This is a genomic window from Vibrio sp. TRT 29B02, from assembly GCF_050113655.1.
GTDB lineage: Bacteria > Pseudomonadota > Gammaproteobacteria > Enterobacterales > Vibrionaceae > Vibrio.
Map to the genome: position 1 here is coordinate 52,578 of NZ_JBNJOJ010000026.1, position 17,058 is coordinate 69,635.

15 protein-coding genes, 1 tRNA gene and 1 rRNA gene are annotated in these 17,058 nt (G+C 46.0%); 8 read left to right on the forward strand and 9 right to left on the reverse strand.

Going from position 1 to position 17,058, the window contains the following annotated elements; all coding sequences use genetic code 11:
• Positions 1-2 precede the first annotated feature (2 nt).
• Both frdC and frdD read left to right on the forward strand, forming a co-directional pair.
• Positions 3-386 carry a fumarate reductase subunit FrdC gene (gene frdC / locus ACQEXT_RS15710; RefSeq protein WP_331418545.1) on the forward strand — a complete coding sequence of 128 codons (384 nt, stop codon included), beginning with the start codon at positions 3-5 and terminating at the stop codon, positions 384-386.
• Positions 387-398: 12 nt separating this feature from the next.
• On the forward strand, positions 399-776 hold the full coding sequence (frdD, locus tag ACQEXT_RS15715; RefSeq protein ID WP_138973547.1) for a fumarate reductase subunit FrdD: 378 nt from the start codon (positions 399-401) through the stop codon (positions 774-776).
• 54 nt (positions 777-830) lie between these two features.
• Here frdD and hslU read toward each other — a convergent pair whose 3' ends face one another.
• From hslU to priA, 5 genes are all read right to left on the reverse strand, one after another.
• Positions 831-2,165 carry an HslU--HslV peptidase ATPase subunit gene (hslU, locus tag ACQEXT_RS15720; protein WP_269378377.1) on the reverse strand — a complete coding sequence of 445 codons (1,335 nt, stop codon included), beginning with the start codon at positions 2,163-2,165 and terminating at the stop codon, positions 831-833.
• 36 nt (positions 2,166-2,201) lie between these two features.
• On the reverse strand, positions 2,202-2,747 hold the full coding sequence (gene hslV, locus ACQEXT_RS15725) for an ATP-dependent protease subunit HslV (protein WP_269378378.1): 546 nt from the start codon (positions 2,745-2,747) through the stop codon (positions 2,202-2,204).
• Between the two features lie 257 nt (positions 2,748-3,004).
• Positions 3,005-3,553, reverse strand: coding sequence for a cell division protein FtsN (gene ftsN / locus ACQEXT_RS15730; protein WP_426952927.1), 549 nt, complete (start codon positions 3,551-3,553; stop codon positions 3,005-3,007).
• Between the two features lie 114 nt (positions 3,554-3,667).
• Positions 3,668-4,675: a DNA-binding transcriptional regulator CytR gene (cytR, locus tag ACQEXT_RS15735; RefSeq protein WP_269378380.1), complete on the reverse strand. Its 1,008-nt coding sequence runs from the start codon at positions 4,673-4,675 to the stop codon at positions 3,668-3,670.
• Positions 4,676-5,043: 368 nt separating this feature from the next.
• Positions 5,044-7,245, reverse strand: a complete 2,202-nt coding sequence (priA, locus tag ACQEXT_RS15740) for a primosomal protein N' (protein ID WP_426952928.1) — start codon at positions 7,243-7,245, stop codon at positions 5,044-5,046.
• Between the two features lie 280 nt (positions 7,246-7,525).
• Between priA and rpmE the strand changes: the two genes are divergently transcribed.
• Both rpmE and ACQEXT_RS15750 read left to right on the forward strand, forming a co-directional pair.
• A complete protein-coding gene (gene rpmE / locus ACQEXT_RS15745) occupies positions 7,526-7,744 on the forward strand; it encodes a 50S ribosomal protein L31 (protein WP_138973553.1) in 219 nt (72 codons plus the stop codon).
• Positions 7,745-8,003: 259 nt separating this feature from the next.
• On the forward strand, positions 8,004-9,281 hold the full coding sequence (locus ACQEXT_RS15750) for a malic enzyme-like NAD(P)-binding protein (protein ID WP_138973554.1): 1,278 nt from the start codon (positions 8,004-8,006) through the stop codon (positions 9,279-9,281).
• Positions 9,282-9,395: 114 nt separating this feature from the next.
• Here ACQEXT_RS15750 and metJ read toward each other — a convergent pair whose 3' ends face one another.
• Positions 9,396-9,716 (reverse strand): met regulon transcriptional regulator MetJ, encoded by a 321-nt coding sequence (metJ, locus tag ACQEXT_RS15755; protein ID WP_138973555.1) that lies wholly within the window; start codon positions 9,714-9,716, stop codon positions 9,396-9,398.
• A 221-nt stretch (positions 9,717-9,937) separates the two neighbouring features.
• On the opposite strand from metJ, the gene ACQEXT_RS15760 reads away from it, so the two are divergent.
• The 3 genes from ACQEXT_RS15760 to metF all read left to right on the forward strand — a co-directional run bounded on the left by ACQEXT_RS15760 (position 9,938) and on the right by metF (position 14,633).
• A complete protein-coding gene (locus ACQEXT_RS15760; protein ID WP_138973556.1) occupies positions 9,938-11,104 on the forward strand; it encodes an O-succinylhomoserine (thiol)-lyase in 1,167 nt (388 codons plus the stop codon).
• Complete coding sequence (locus ACQEXT_RS15765; RefSeq protein WP_426952929.1) at positions 11,104-13,515, forward strand: bifunctional aspartate kinase/homoserine dehydrogenase II; 2,412 nt, start codon at positions 11,104-11,106, stop codon at positions 13,513-13,515. The genes ACQEXT_RS15760 and ACQEXT_RS15765 overlap by 1 nt, the downstream gene beginning before the upstream one ends.
• Positions 13,516-13,742: 227 nt before the next feature.
• Positions 13,743-14,633 carry a methylenetetrahydrofolate reductase gene (metF, locus tag ACQEXT_RS15770; RefSeq protein WP_138973558.1) on the forward strand — a complete coding sequence of 297 codons (891 nt, stop codon included), beginning with the start codon at positions 13,743-13,745 and terminating at the stop codon, positions 14,631-14,633.
• Between the two features lie 119 nt (positions 14,634-14,752).
• Here metF and zapB read toward each other — a convergent pair whose 3' ends face one another.
• A complete protein-coding gene (gene zapB / locus ACQEXT_RS15775) occupies positions 14,753-14,995 on the reverse strand; it encodes a cell division protein ZapB (protein WP_138973559.1) in 243 nt (80 codons plus the stop codon).
• Between the two features lie 313 nt (positions 14,996-15,308).
• Between zapB and glpX the strand changes: the two genes are divergently transcribed.
• Positions 15,309-16,316, forward strand: coding sequence for a class II fructose-bisphosphatase (gene glpX / locus ACQEXT_RS15780; RefSeq protein WP_426952930.1), 1,008 nt, complete (start codon positions 15,309-15,311; stop codon positions 16,314-16,316).
• A gap of 340 nt (positions 16,317-16,656) precedes the next feature.
• On the opposite strand, the gene ACQEXT_RS15785 is transcribed toward glpX, so the two are convergent.
• Together ACQEXT_RS15785 and rrf are read right to left on the reverse strand one after the other, a co-directional pair.
• Positions 16,657-16,733 (reverse strand) — tRNA-Asp (locus ACQEXT_RS15785).
• A 69-nt stretch (positions 16,734-16,802) separates the two neighbouring features.
• A 5S ribosomal RNA gene (rrf, locus tag ACQEXT_RS15790) occupies positions 16,803-16,919 on the reverse strand.
• Positions 16,920-17,058: the final 139 nt, after the last annotated feature.

A 17,058-nucleotide genomic window follows, 5' to 3' on the forward strand; every position in this document is an offset into this window, starting at 1 on the left:
GGATGAGTAACCGTAAACCTTACGTTCGTGAAGTAAAACGCACTTGGTGGAAAGATCATCCTTTTTACCGCTTCTACATGCTTCGTGAAGCAACTGTATTGCCTCTAATCCTGTTTACTCTATTCCTAACCGTCGGTTTAGGTTCATTGGTAAAAGGCCCTGACGCTTGGCAAACTTGGCTTGATTTTATGGCGAATCCAGTAGTCGTCGCGATTAACATCGTGGCGCTAGCGGGCAGCCTACTGCATGCTCAAACCTTCTTCAGTATGATGCCGCAAGTAATGCCGATTCGCTTGAAAGGTAAACTTGTCGATAAGAAGATCATTGTACTGACTCAGTGGGCGGCGGTAGCTTTCATCTCACTTATTGTCTTGATCGTGGTTTAAGGAGCTTTAACGATGAAACCGAATTTCTCTGTAGATAGAGCACCTAAACGTTCTGATGAGCCAATCTGGTGGGGTCTGTTTGGCGCAGGCGGTACTTGGTTCGCAATGATCACACCAATCACAATTTTGGTGCTAGGTGTACTGGTACCGCTCGGTGTGATCAGTGCTGACGCGCTAAGCTATGAACGTGTTGTAGACTTTGCAACCAGCATCATTGGCGCGCTATTTATCATCGCGACACTGGCACTACCAATGTGGCATGCGATGCACCGTGTTCACCACGGCATGCACGATCTTAAATTCCATACAGGTATTGTTGGTAAAGTTGCGTGCTACGCGTTTGCAGGTCTTATTTCTGCTCTAGCTGTCATTTTTATCTTTATGCTTTAACAAGCACTCAAAGTAAAAGCCCGCTCAGTTAGCGGGCTTTTTTATGTGGCTCAATTAAAGAATAAAGCGGCTTAGATCTTCATCTTCGATTGTTTCACCAAGTTTCGCTTTCACATATTCGGCATCAATCGTTAGCTTGGAGCCCGCTTTATCGGTCGCTTCGAATGAGATCTCATCCATTAATCGCTCCATCACAGTATGTAGACGGCGCGCACCGATATTTTCAGTTCTTTCATTCACTGTCCATGCTGCTTGTGCAATTTGAATGATCCCCTCTTCCGTAAACTCGATGTCGACATCTTCTGTCTTCATCAGCGCAACGTATTGCTCCGTCAGAGACGCTTTAGGCTCAGTTAGGATACGTTTGAAGTCATCGCTAGACAGCGCTTCAAGTTCCACTCGAATAGGCAGACGACCTTGAAGTTCAGGGATTAAATCTGAAGGTCTTGCCACTTGGAATGCCCCTGAAGCAACAAACAGAATGTGGTCTGTCTTAACCATACCGTGCTTGGTTGAAACCGTACTGCCTTCAATCAGTGGTAGGAGATCGCGTTGAACACCTTCACGAGAAACATCTGGACCCGAGCTCTCACCACGTTTACAGATCTTGTCGATTTCATCGATAAATACGATACCGTTGTTTTCTACGTTGAAAATCGCCTGCTCCTTTAGCTCTTCTTGATTAACAAGCTTGGCCGCTTCTTCCTCAGTTAAAGCTTTCATCGCATCTTTGATTTTGAGCTTACGCTTTTTCTTCGTATCACCCGCTAGATTCTGGAACATGCCTTGCAGCTGATTCGTCATCTCTTCCATGCCAGGAGGCGCCATAATTTCAACACCCATTTGTGGTGCTGCGACATCGATCTCGATCTCTTTATCGTCTAGCTGCCCTTCACGTAGTTTTTTACGAAAAACCTGACGCGTGTTAGACGAAGTTTCGTCACGCTGCTCATTTTGCCCCCAAGCATCACGCGCTGGCGGTAGCAGTGCATCAAGAATACGCTCTTCAGCCTGCTCCTCGGCACGGAATTTCACTTTTTCCATTGCCTGTTGATGAGTCATCTTAATCGCCACGTCCGTTAGGTCACGGATGATGGTTTCGACTTCTTTACCGACATAACCTACTTCGGTAAATTTTGTCGCTTCAACTTTAATGAAAGGTGCGTTCGCCAACTTCGCAAGACGGCGGGCAATTTCAGTTTTACCCACACCCGTTGGACCAATCATCAGAATGTTCTTCGGTGTCACTTCTACACGCAGGCTTTCATCAAGCTGCATGCGACGCCAGCGGTTACGTAATGCAATCGCTACCGATCGCTTAGCTTTGTCCTGACCAATGATATGGCGGTTAAGTTCATGGACGATTTCGCGAGGTGTCATTTCAGACATAATCTTTTCCTTAAATTAGTTAGCCACTATCTTTGGTTATTCAGCTGCTTGTTGAGCTGGAATTTCTAGTTCTTCAATAGTGTGGTAATGGTTCGTAAACACACAGATATCACCTGCAATCTTGAGTGACTTCTCTGCGATTTCACGAGCATCTAATTCTGTATTTTCTAGCAGAGCTGTAGCCGCAGCCTGAGCAAAGTTACCGCCCGAACCAATTGCGATCAGATCGTTTTCTGGCTGAACAACATCACCGTTACCAGTAATGATCAAAGAAGCCGTTTCATCAGCAACAGCCAATAGAGCTTCCAGTTTGCGTAGGGCACGGTCACTTCGCCAATCTTTCGCTAACTCTACCGCAGCTTTAGTTAGATGACCCTGATGCATTTGCAGTTTACTTTCAAACTTTTCAAACAGCGTAAAGGCATCTGCAGTACCGCCCGCAAAGCCAGCTAGCACTTTGTTGTTGTACAGACGACGCACTTTTCGTGCATTGCCTTTCATCACGGTGTTACCTAGTGATACTTGGCCATCACCAGCGATGACGACTTTGTTATTACGACGTACAGATACAATGGTAGTCACGAGCAGGGCCTCATAGTTATTTTAATCTCAATGTTAGAGATTATATGAGGTTTAGGGATTGGAAATTCAAGGGGCAGGCGAGAGGCGAGAGTGTTATCTCTTCGCTGGGACAAGTCCTGTCAACACCTGGTTCTATCAACTCACTACCCGCCCCCACATCTCGAAGGACGAAGTCCGTTCTAAACTCTCGCAGGGCGGGACCCGTTCTGTTTACGTGGCATAAAAAAACGAACCCATTGGGTTCGTTTTTAAAACTTCTACTGCGCTTCTTTCCAGATTGCGCAAGGTTCGATTTTAGCGCGTTGTAGCTTATGCTTGTCTCGTTCCGCATCTCGCTTGAACTTATAAGGTCCAAGCACAACACGATACCAACTGCTGTCTTCTTTTTTACGGATCTTACTATTGATGCCCTGAAAAGCGATATCCAATTTACGTGCTTCAGCTTGCTGAGCGGTCTTATAAGCGCCACACTGCATGATATATGGAATCTCAGATACCACCTGCTCTTTAGCTTTTACTTCGACTTCTCGGCTTGGCAACGAATCGACATAATCCCACTTCTCTTCTGGAGGTGGTGGCAGTTTGGCTTGCGTTGCTGGCTTCGATTTTGGTTTAACCGGTTCAACAACTGGCGCTGGTGGCTCAGGATCATTACTGAGGGTATACAGACCATAACCAAACACACCCACCAGCAAAATAGCTAACAGGCCACTGCGCCATGGTTTACGACGTGGTGCAGATGTTTTTTTGGTCGGCTGGCGGCTGTTTCCACCACGACCTCTTTTAACGTAATCTCGATTCGCCACTACTTAACATCAATAATTTTGTTTACTACTGCCGACATGTTAATGCAGATCGCCACTTGATGACAGAGTATAAATGGAAGCGGCACATCAAAATGTGCCGCTGAGAGGTATGTTTTAAAGCACTCGCGGAGGAGCAGCACTTTCACGAACAACCAGTTTCGTTTCCAATAGTCTCGATCCTGCTCTAACGTCATGGCCACGCAATAACTCAAGCATCATTAGCATCGCCTGACGACCGATTTCATAGCGAGGCTGTGAAATGGTAGTTAGCGGTGGATCGCAATACTGTGCAAAGTGGATATCATCGAAACCAACCACGGATAAATCTTGTGGTACTCGGATACCGAGCTTTTTCGCTTCCTGAATCGCACCGATAGCCATTGCATCATTATGACAAAAGACCGCTGTTGGAGGTTCAGACAACGCCAGCAGCTGACGCACTGCCTTGGCACCATCCTCAAACGAAAAATTCCCATACGTACAGTAATTAGGATTCATCGTAATACCCGCTCGACGTAGAGCTTGTTGATAGCCCTGATGACGGAATTGACACAACACCGCCGATTGCGGTCCCGAGATCTGAGCGACGCGCTTATGCCCCATCTGCGTGAGATAGTTAACCGCCTCAAAAGCGGAAGTCAGGTTATCGATATGTACAGTTGGGAGTTCTAATTCTGGCGCAAACTCACACGCCATCACCATAGGAGGCAAATTCTTCTGTTCAGGTTTACTGACATCGAAGGGGAGATCGGTACCAAGCAACAACATGCCATCAGCTTGTTTAGTAAACACAAGGTTCACAAATGAGCTTTCTCTTTTTTTCTGCTGACCACTATCGCCGAGTAGCACAATGTAACCGTGCTCCATCGCAGCATCCTCAATACCTCGAATAATTTCGGTATAGTAAGGATCACAGATATCCGGAATGATCGCGATAATTGTTTTTGACTCATTGCGGCGCAAATTGCGCGCCAACGAGTTTGGTGAATAACCAGCTTCCAATACCGCATCTTCAACTCTTTTTCTCGTCGCTGATGATACTTTTTCCGGATTCATCAACGCCCTTGATACAGTCGCTGTTGATACTCCTGCAAGCTGGGCAACATCCTTCATTGTCGCCATATAAAATTTACCCTCTTCGTTTCCTTCAACGGTAGCTCGGTTGCCACCTTAGCTTCTAGTTGGAATTTATCTCATAGCCTCAACGGCTAAAATGATGTCGATTTGTAGGCTAAATACCTATCTTCTCATTAATATGCCTCGAGCAAACGATTAACTCACAAATAACAGTTTGAGAGCAACACATTGCACACGACCTAGTTTATTCATTTCAAAACACAAAGTTACGGGAGATTTAACAAAATTGGCGCCTGAGAGGAGATTTCGATCACAAATAAATGAAAAAGGTGTGAATATTGATTTTCGCAATGACTCATCAATGATCTATTTAAGCAAAAACATGTCCATTTAGAATAAAACCTACTGGCAGGCTAACTTAAATCTTGAGGTTCAATATCGAGGCTCCAACGCACTTTTTTGGCCAATGGCAATAATGCGATGGCCGGCTTAGCACTGGCCAACAATTTCTGCATAACAGGACGACTTTGCGTTTGCAGTAGTAGTTGCCAACGATACTTTCCTGCTCTTTTGGCTAGCGGAGCGGGTGTAGGGCCAAGGACTTGGCACAGATCATCAAACAGCGGATGTGCCTCTAAGGTATGGCGAACCTGACGCAGAAACTCTTCAACTGTTTCGGATTGATTGGCTTCGGCTCGAAATAGGGTTAAAAACGAATAAGGCGGTAACTGAGCCAGTTTTCGTTCTTGTAGCGCTGTTTCTGCAAAGTGGCGGTAACTTTTCGTCAGTAACGCTTGCAGCAAACTGTGTTCAGGATGGTGTGTTTGCAGTACGACTTCGCCGGGTTTGCTCGCTCGCCCTGCACGACCAGCAACCTGTATAAAGAGTTGCGCTAAACGTTCAGAGGCACGAAAGTCACTGGAGTAAAGAGAACCATCTACGTCCAAGAGCCCCACCAACGTCACATCAGGAAAGTGATGACCTTTTGCGAGCATCTGTGTACCAATTAGAATTTGGTATTCTCCTTTGCGAATAGCCCCTAATGCACTTTCTAAACTACCTTTTCGACGTGTACTGTCTCGGTCGATACGAATGGTTTTGTATTCAGGAAAAAGTTCTGACAATTGTTTTTCTAACTGCTCGGTCCCCACCCCAACGGTCACTAAGTGCGTTGAACCACATCCTTGACACTGGTGGATAATCGGTTGCTGTGAACCACAATGGTGACAGCGAATTTCGTTGCTAAATTGGTGATATGTGTAATACGCATCACACCGTTTACACTCTGCAATCCAACCACATTCGTGACACATCAGTGCCGGAGAAAAGCCACGCCGATTGAGAAACAGCATTACTTGATTACCTTGCTTGAGATGTTTGCGCATCTCAGCAATCAGCGGAGCGGACAATCCACTTTCTAAATAGAGCCCCTTAACATCGAGGACTTTGTTCGTTGTTGGCGTCGCATTTCCAGCACGAGAAGAGAGGATCAAGTGATGGTATTTACCCGCCAATGCATTGTGTAGTGTCTCTAATGCTGGTGTTGCCGACCCCAATACGATAGGAATTTGCTCCTTATTGGCTCTCATCACCGCCACATCACGAGCGTGATAACGCAAGCTATCCTGCTGTTTGTATGAGGCATCATGCTCCTCATCAACAATAATAATGCCCAAGTTAGAGAAAGGGGTTAATAATGCTGAGCGGGTGCCAATCACAATACCCGATGCATTATCACGAGCGCTCAACCACGCATTAAGGCGTTCAGTATCATTGAGACCTGAGTGGATGACTTCTACAGGCACATTAAATCGCTTCTTGAAGCGGTTGATGGTTTGTGGCGTCAGGCCTATTTCAGGTACCAACACGAGAGCTTGTTTACCTTGCTCTAGCACTGGCTTGATCAAATTAAGATACACTTCGGTTTTACCCGAGCCCGTTACCCCTTCAAGTAGATAACAACCAAAGCCTTCACCGCTATTCACTGTCGCGATTGCAATAGCTTGCTCTGAATTCAATTTGGGTTTGTCGACCTTGGCCTCAACATCTTGACGCCAATCTCGAATCACAGGTTTGTTCTCAATGGATTCTATCCAACCTTTTTCCGTTAAGGATTTTAAAACAGCCGAAGAGACTTCTTCATCCAAAAACCTTTGATGTGCCACCGAACCATGTTCGAGCATACGCATTACTTTTGCTTGTTTTACTGCACGACCAAACCCCTGCATGAGCTGATCACGACCTTTTGCAGTGAGCCGCCACTCTACTAAGGTGGCAAAGTCTGCCTCTTTCCCTTTACGCAATGCACTCGGCATGGCATTGAACAGAGTGTCGCCAAGCGGATACTGATAAAACTGACTGCACCAAACCAGCAAGGAGTAGAGGCTTTGCGACCAAACAGGCTGACTATCAAGCACTTGCTTAATCGGTTTCAACTTATCGAGACCAAACTCCGATTCATTAACCAATGCCGTTACTATGCCCACTAATGTCTGACGGCCGAATGGCACCGAGACACGCCCGCCTATGATTGGAAACATATGGCTGGGAATCTGATAATCAAACTGTTTATCCAGTGGAACAGGCAGAGCTACACGGGCAATAGTTGGTCGCATATAGGCTTTAAAGTTCAGTAAGAGAAGAGGTTAATTAGTCTAAGGGAAAAGGTCATTGGTTGAAAGAGAACAACACCAGCACCATTCAACCTAATCAGGCTAAAAAAGTAGCAACTTTATGCTGAAACGGCTTGATCCTAACCGATGTATTCATTACTATATCGCGCCTTAGAGATATGGCTTGCTGATATGCAGCGGTATCCTAGATTATTTTTATTAACTACGTGTGGTGTCCGGCTTAGATTCGGATAGCGACACGGCCTATTACAGAGGTTCTCCCATGAAAGCTGGTATCCACCCAGAATACAAAGCAATCAAAGCGACTTGTTCTTGTGGTAACTCTTTTGAGTTCAACTCAACTCTAGACAAAGATTCTATCCACCTAGACGTATGTGACAAATGTCACCCATTCTACACTGGTAAGCAACGTATCGTTGATACAGGCGGCCGTGTTGATCGCTTCAACAAGCGTTTCGGTGCTCTATCAAGCAAGAAGTAATAACTTCCTTGTTACCGAATTAAAAAAGGACGCCCAGGCGTCCTTTTTTGTTTTCTGCTCTTTGCTCGTTACTCATTTTTCAGGCGAATCTATTACAATTGGCGATATTCGCTAGCTATATCTCTATTCATCTGGTCTTATCTCCAGTCATTTACTACTTTTTCTTGCTTTAGCTCGCATTCTCACCTAGGCAGCTTGACTTAGTTACTCTAGAATGGATTCCCCCTTTCCATATAATTATTAACGAGTACCTACACCTATGTCAGACGACAATCGCCAAGAACTATCCCCTGAAGAACAATTTCGTCAACAAGCATTGGATTACCACGCAATCCCTACTCCAGGGAAAATTGAGATCGCACTTACAAAGCCAGCAGAAACCGCTAAAGACCTTGCTTTGGCATACAGCCCAGGCGTAGCAGAACCAGTACGTGAAATCGCACAAAATGCAGACAACGTTTACAAATACACTTCTAAAGGCAACATGGTCGCTGTTATCTCTAACGGCACCGCGATTCTTGGTCTTGGTAATTTAGGTCCTCTTGCCTCTAAGCCAGTAATGGAAGGCAAAGCTCTTCTATTCAAACGCTTTGCAGGTCTAGATTCTATTGATATTGAAGTCAAACACCGCACTATCGAAGAGTTCGTCGATACGGTTGCGAATATTGCTGATACGTTTGGCGGCATCAACCTAGAAGACATTAAAGCACCCGACTGTTTTGAGATTGAAAAGCAGCTGATTGAACGTTGTGATGTTCCTGTTTTCCACGATGACCAGCACGGTACTGCGATTGTTACTGCAGCTGGCATGCTTAACGCTATCGAGCTACAAGGCAAGAAACTCGAAGACGCAACGATTGTCTGTCTAGGTGCAGGTGCTGCGGCTGTCGCATGTATGGAACTACTGATTAAATGTGGCGCTATGCGTGAGAAGATCTACATGCTTGACCGCAAGGGCGTCATCCACACTCGCCGTGATGATTTGAACGAATACAAACAACTGTTTGCCAACAATACTGACAAGCGCACTCTAGAAGACGTGATTGAAGGTGCTGATCTGTTCCTAGGTGTATCAGGTCCAAACCTACTTTCTCCTGAAGCGCTTGCTTTAATGGCGAACAAGCCAGTGGTATTTGCATGTTCTAACCCAGATCCAGAAATCAAACCTGAACTTGCTCACCAAGTACGTCAGGATCTGATTATGGGCACAGGTCGCAGTGACTACCCTAACCAGGTCAACAACGTACTGTGCTTCCCATTCATTTTCCGCGGTGCACTCGACGTGCGTGCAAGTGAAATCAACGATGAGATGAAGTTAGCAGCAGTCGACGCAATTCGTCAGCTAGCCAAAGAAGAAGTGCCGGCTGAAGTACTCACTGCAGCAGGTGTTGACGCCCTGTCTTTTGGCCCGGGTTACATCATTCCTAAACCAATGGATCCTCGCCTACTACCACGCGTTGCAAAAGCAGTTGCTCAAGCCGCGGTAGACTCAGGTGTCGCTCGCATTGAAATGCCAGCAAGCTACATGGAACAATAATCCATTGTTTCTGAGGTGATAAAGACAAAAAAACCGCTGTCATATTCAGCGGTTTTTTTATTTTTGATGATGTTATCGGCTTTCAGCGAAAAATAAAGGTGCTAATATTTTTTGTTATTCGTCATCAAACGCTTCGAACTCAATACCCATTTCCGTCATCAGTTTCTTCACTTCAGCAGGAATGTCGTCAGGGCGGTCTTTACGTAAATCTTCATCTGTAGGCAACGGTTGCCCTGTATAAGCATGCAAAAATGCTTCACACAATAGCTCACTATTTGTTGCGTGGCGTAGGTTATTAATCTGACGGCGTGTACGCTCATCTGTTAAAACCTTTAATACTTTCAATGGAATAGAAACAGTAATCTTCTTTACTTGTTCGCTTTTCTTTCCATGCTCAGCATATGGGCTAATGTATTCGCCATTCCAATCTGCCATTGCGCACCTTTTATCAATTTTTATGTTTGAAAATAGAAACCCCAATTTTAGCGGTATTTATAGCCACAAGCAAAGACATATAGACGTCTAGAAGTATTGACGTCCTATAAAATGGCAAGTAAAGTAAATTGAATAAAGGATTGGGATGGCCACGATATGGCTCTTAAGAGCTTATAGCCTATTCCATTGAAAAAGTCATTTAAGGTCGAAAGGAAACATTTATGAGCACCCGTAAACCAGCCACAATCGCGGTACGTACTGGTATCGAGTCTGACACTCAACATCACGCAGTTGTTCCACCCATTTACCTTTCGACCAACTATGGGTTCCCAGCTTTCGGAGAAGTGCCTAAGTACGATTACACTCGCTCTGGCAACCCAAACCGAGGCCTATTAGAAACCGCCCTATATGAACTTGAGTCAGGCAAAGGGGCAGTGGTCACTAACTGCGGTACATCCGCCCTTAATTTATGGGTGTCAGCCTTCTTGAGCCCTGGCGATATTATCGTCGCACCTCACGATTGCTACGGGGGCACCTACCGACTATTTAACACTCGTGCCAACAAAGGGGATTTCAAAGTCCTGTTTGTTGACCAATCAAACCAGCAAGCCCTCGAAGAGGCATTGGCGCAAAAGCCTAAACTGATCCTCTTAGAAACACCGTCAAATCCATTGGTTCGAGTCGTTGACATCGCAAGTGTTTGCCAAAAAGCCAAAAAGGTCGGCGCATTGGTTGCGGTCGACAACACCTTTTTGACTCCTGTATTCCAGAAACCTCTTGAGCTTGGTGCAGATTTTGTCATTCACTCAACGACTAAATACATCAATGGTCATTCAGACGTTATTGGCGGCGTGGTGATTACCAAAAATGAACAACACGCGGAAGAGTTAGCGTGGTGGGGTAACTGTATCGGCGCCACCGGCACTCCTTTCGACAGTTACATGACACTACGTGGCATACGAACACTCGGAGCACGAATGAAAGTCCATGAAGAGAGTTCTAGCAAAATTCTCAGCTACCTTCAGACTCAACAACTTGTAGGCAAAATCTATCACCCTAGCCTGCCTGATCATCCTGGTCATGACATTGCTAAGAAGCAACAAACCGGATTTGGATCGATGCTCAGTTTCGAGTTTGCAGGTACTTTCGAACAGCTTAAATACTTTGTTGGCGAACTAGAGCTATTTTCGTTGGCTGAATCTCTAGGTGGCGTAGAAAGCCTAATTTGCCATCCTGCATCTATGACCCATCGAGCAATGGGAGAAGAGGCGCTAGCGGAAGCTGGAGTGTCACAGCAACTGCTACGCATCTCTGTCGGGCTTGAAGATGCAGACGACTTAATTGCAGATTTAAAGCAAGCATTTGCTAAAACAGCGGAGGCTCAATAATGTCTCATGAACGTCAGCTACATAAATTTGGCGGAAGTAGCTTAGCGGATCCTGAATGTTATCGCCGCGTAGTGGGTATCCTAAAAGAGTACTCAAGACCGGATGATCTCATCGTTGTCTCTGCGGCTGGTAAAACAACGAACCGACTGATCGCGTTTCTTGAAGGGCTCGCAACTGATGGGCGCATTGCTCATGAAGAACTCCAATCCTTACGAGTATTTCAAACTGAACTCGTTGAAGAGCTGATTGAAGGCGAAACTAAACAGCAACTACTCGCTACTCTTCAGGATGAATTCAGTACCTTGGGAGAATTAACTTTCCCTCTCAACGAAGCACAAAAAGCGGCGGTGCTTGGCCATGGAGAGGTCTGGTCGTCTCGCCTGCTTGCTGCCTTGCTCTGCCAAACCAATTTACCTGCTGTCGCGCAAGATGCCCGCGCCTTCCTTCGTGCAGAAGCAGGCACTCAACCTGAAGTTGATTGTGGCGCTTCTTATCCATTAATTAAAGAAGTGCTTGCGCAACATGTCCATCATCGTATCGTGATTACAGGCTTCATGGCACAAGATAAGCAAGGACACACTGTTCTCTTAGGACGAAATGGCTCTGACTACTCTGCAACCGTGATTGGTGCTCTCGCGGAAGCAAACCGTGTCACTATCTGGAGCGATGTTGCGGGTGTATATAGCGCAGATCCAAGATTGGTCTCCGACGCCTGTCTCTTACCACTATTACGCTTAGACGAAGCAAGCGAGTTGGCACGACTAGCAGCGCCAGTTCTCCACAGCAGAACCTTACAACCTGTCGCTCAAAGCTCGATGGATTTGCACCTTCGCTGTAGCTATCAGCCAGAGTCGGGGTCAACTCGTATTGAACGTGTATTGGCATCAGGAAGAGGGGCTAAAATCATTTCATCTCTCGATGAAGTGCTATTGATCGAACTTTACTTCTCTTCTCGACATGATTTCCAACGTATTGAAAATGAGGTACTTGCTAGCCTCAAACGTGCCCAGCTTGAACCTCTTACCTACGAGGTTCAACCAGACCAACACTCTATACGCTTAGCGTATACCAGCGAAATTGTTGGCGGTGCTTTAGAGCATTTACAAGACGCAGCGTTTGAAGCGGAAATCAAACTAAAAGAAGGTTACTCGATGGTCGCCGCCGTTGGTGCCGGTGTGACAAAGAATGCCAACCATTGTTATGGTTTCTACCAACAGCTAAAGAACTCGCCAGTTGAGTTTATCTCTGAATCCTTATCAGGCCTTAGCCTTGTTGCAGTGCTACGTAAGGCAAACACTAAACTACTGGTCAAATCGATTCACAGTCAGCTTTTCCAAGCGCAAAAACGAGTCGCTATTGCACTGTGTGGCAAAGGCAATATCGGCTCCAGTTGGCTGGCACTATTCTCCGAACAGAAAACTGAGCTAGAAAAACGCCATGGAATGAACTTTGAGTTAGTTGCTGCTATCGATAGCCAGACTTATTGGTTTAACCCAAATGGCATTGATGCAGCCCAAGTCGCAACTCATTTTGATGAAGAAGCGATCAGTCACGAGGGCAGTGATTGGATTAAGGTGCTCGGTTCCATTCAAGGCTATGATGACCTTGTCATCTTAGATGTCACCGCAAGTAAGACGCTAGCAGAACGCTACTTAGAGATCGCAGAGCAAGGGATGCATTTGATCTCTGCAAATAAGGTAGCAGGGTCCGCTTCCAGCGAATACTACCATCAAGTACAAGAGGCATTTGCCAAGATCAACCGTCACTGGCTTTACAATGCTACCGTTGGTGCAGGATTACCGATCAATCACACCGTTAGAGACTTACGTGAAAGTGGTGACGACATCCTTGCGCTGTCTGGCATTTTTTCAGGCACGCTCTCTTGGCTTTTCCAACAGTACGATGGCAGCGTACCATTTGCAGAGCTCGTCGATCTGGCATGGCAGCAAGGATTAACTGAACCCGATCCTCGCCACGATCTCGATGGCTCAGACGTCATGCGCAAACTGGTTATTCTTGCGCGTGAATCAGGGCTTGTCATTGAGCCAGAATCAGTAAAAGTCGAAAGTCTCGTGCCTCTAGAGCTCACAGGTCTAACTATCGATGAGTTTTTTGATCAAAGCCAGTTACTCAGTGAACTGCTGGCTGAACGTCTTAAAAAGGCACAAAGAGAAGATAAAGTACTGCGCTATGTTGCTCGACTTGAGAAAAACGGCACTGCAACCGTCGGCGTTGAGGCACTCAACAAAGAGCATGCGTTAGCTAATCTACTCCCTTGTGACAACATCTTCGCCATTGAAAGTAAATGGTATAAAGACAACCCATTGGTAATACGTGGACCAGGAGCAGGCCGAGAGGTCACCGCTGGCGCAATTCAATCCGACCTAAATCTACTATCCAGTTTACTTTAACCTCTAGGGCGCTAAATGATTTAGCGCCCTTGCTCTATCTCAAATAGCAAACAAAATCATGGGTTGCCAATCAACTTGAAACCCGCTCATAATCAACTTGAGAAAAATTCATAATTACAGAGTTGACATTAAATCGTATTCAATTCATTCTGTAGACATATAGACGTCTAAACGTCGATTGGGAATTATGAGTTTTTTGGCATGGATGGCCATTGGGAGAGAGTAAGATGGGATACACACACGCTAGTCATATCGACGCCTTAAATCAGAATGTCGCTGAGCTTTCTGACAACATCAATGTTTCATTTGAATTTTTTCCACCTAGCAGTGAAAAAATGGAAGAAACACTGTGGAATTCTGTACACCGTCTAAAAAATCTTAAGCCAAAATTTGTCTCTGTGACTTACGGTGCAAACTCAGGTGAACGCGATAGAACTCACTCCATCATTAAAGAGATTAAGGCAGAAACTGGCTTAGTCGCAGCTCCACACCTAACGTGTATTGACGCCTCTCGCGAAGAACTGATCCAAATTGCAGATGACTACTGGGCGAACGGCATTCACAACATCGTGGCCCTTCGTGGTGACATCCCACCGGGTGGTGGTAAACCTGAAATGTATGCTTCTGATTTAGTCGAGTTGTTAAAAGCTCGCCATGACTTCGACATTTCAGTCGCGGCATTCCCAGAAGTACACCCTGAAGCAAAGAGTGCTCAGGCGGATCTTCTCAACCTAAAACGCAAAGTTGATGCTGGTGCGAACCGCGCTATTACGCAATTCTTTTTTGATGTTGAGAGCTACCTGCGTTTTCGTGACCGCTGTGTGGCAGCGGGTATCGACGTAGAGATTGTACCGGGCATTTTACCTGTTTCCAACTTCAAGCAAGCTTCTCGCTTTGCAGCACAGAATGCAGTGAAAGTGCCTGGTTGGATGAAAAAGCAGTTTGAAGGGCTAGATGATGACCCAACAACTCGCCAGCTTGTCGGCGCCAGCCACGCAATTGATATGGTTCGAATCCTAAGTCGTGAAGGCGTTAAAGATTTCCACTTCTACACGCTAAATCGTGCAGAAATGACGTATGCACTGTGCCATACACTTGGCGTACGTCCTCAAGGCTAACCAGAGCCAAACTCTCATTCCCATGGCCGATAACCTTATCGGCCTTTATTTTTTCGCTCGATACAAAAAAGGCTGAACATCAAGTCCAGCCTGCTACGAAAAATATAGGTTCTATCCTATTACTCTACATCGTCCATTTTACCAAGTAGGTTGCGGATGCGCTCCTGCCACGCTGAATGCTCTTGCTGCATTTGCTGCGCTTTGTGTTCTAGCTCTTCACGACTGCTACGTAGTTCGTTTGCTTCTGTCGCAAGTTTCTCTTTCTCTTCTTTAAGCTCTTCTACTTCCATTTGCAGAAGGGCAATAGTATCAACTGCAGTTTGGATTTTTGCTTCTAGCTGTTCTAATACTTCAAAAGACATCTTGGCCTACCTATTTGTTATTCGGGGAAAGGTTTTGGTCATCGATGATCCAAACCCGTTTTGTTCCATTCTACTCAGCCGAGCGCTGATAGACACGCCCTATCTTGGATATTTTTCATCATTCGCTTAAAAAAACAGCGCAAATTGACAATAGCTTTACATCTGAGTCAAAAGCGACGAAATGTGCTCTATTTAAGCGACTAAATTGATCCTGTTCAATGACCTTATAGGCAAAAAAGCAAACGTTTCCTTTTTGATATGGTAAAATCCTGCCGTTTTTGTTTTTTCTCTTTATCCTTTACTTGGAGTCATCATGAAACGCGATTTAGCAATGGCATTTTCTCGAGTTACCGAGGGTGCAGCACTGGCAGGCTACAAATGGCTTGGCCGTGGCGATAAGAATGCAGCCGACGGTGCCGCTGTAGAAGTAATGCGTAGCTTACTCAACAAAACTGAGATCAGTGGCGAAATCGTTATCGGCGAAGGCGAGATCGATGATGCTCCTATGCTCTACATCGGTGAAAATGTCGGCCTAGGTGGCGACGAAGTCGATATCGCGGTAGACCCTATCGAAGGCACTCGCATGACGGCGATGGGCCAATCTAACGCATTAGCGGTACTCGCTGCTGGCGAAAAGGGAAGCTTTTTAAAAGCACCTGATATGTATATGGAAAAGCTCGTTGTAGGTCCAGGCGCAAAAGGTTGCATCGACTTACACAAGCCACTAAAAGAAAACCTAGAGAACGTCGCACAAGCGCTTGGTAAAAGCCTAGATACTCTAGTTGTAATTACGCTAGCTAAGCCTCGTCACGATGGCGTTATCGATGAAATGCAGGCAATGGGTGTGCGTGTATTTGCCGTCCCTGATGGTGATGTGGCAGCATCGATTCTTACATGTATGCCAGACAGTGAAGTAGACGTCATGTACTGCATTGGTGGTGCACCTGAAGGGGTAGTATCTGCCGCAGTGATCCGTGCACTAGACGGCGACATGCATGGTCGTCTACTGCCTCGCCATGAAGTGAAAGGGGATACAGAAGAAAACCGCATTTATGGCGCAGCAGAGCTTAAACGCTGTGAAGAAATGGGCGTCGAGGCGAATGTAGTACTCACTATGGAAGATATGGCTCGCAGCGACAATGTCGTGTTCTCAGCAACTGGTATCACTAAAGGTGATCTTCTAGAAGGCATTACACGCCAAGGTAATATCGCGACAACGGAGACGCTATTAATCCGTGGCCGCTGTCGTACTATCCGTCGAATTAAATCTATCCACTATCTAGAACGCAAAGATGCTGAAGTGAGAGATATTATTCTTTAAGCGAGAAGCGAGAAGCGAGAAAAGATCGGAGGGTTGGCGTGAAAGCGTCAACCCTTTTTGTTTGGAGCGAATAACTAGAATATTAGTGCCATCTCAAAGCGCGTAATCCACAGCCCGTACCCGATTTCCACACCTGAAGCACTCCTGCTCCCTAATACACAAAAAGCCCGTGGCGTAAGCGACGGGCTTTTAAAACAACCAAAGCCTAGCGTCAGGCTCGGCTATGTGAATAAGAGATGGACGGTCGGGACGGCAAGCCATCGACATGCCTTGGTCGATGAGAAACATACTCGGATAAAAACAAAAAGACCCCAGCATTTCTGCTGGGGTCTGGAATAAGTGGCGGAGCGGACGGGACTCGAACCCGCGACCCCCGGCGTGACAGGCCGGTATTCTAACCAACTGAACTACCGCTCCGCACTGGTTAGACTCTTGAGTCTAAGTTTTTGCCTTTAGATTTTTCTAAAATCTAAAAACGAAATGTAAGCCTGGCGATGTCCTACTCTCACATGGGGAAGCCCCACACTACCATCGGCGCTAATTCGTTTCACTTCTGAGTTCGGAATGGAAATCAGGTGGGTCCAAATCGCTATGGTCGCCAAGCAAATTCTTTAATCTGGAAAGCTGTCAGTTCTTACACATTCAATGTTCTTACATTGAGTCCACAAAACCCTTTGGGTGTTGTATGGTTAAGCCTCACGGGCAATTAGTACAGGTTAGCTCAACGCCTCACAGCGCTTAC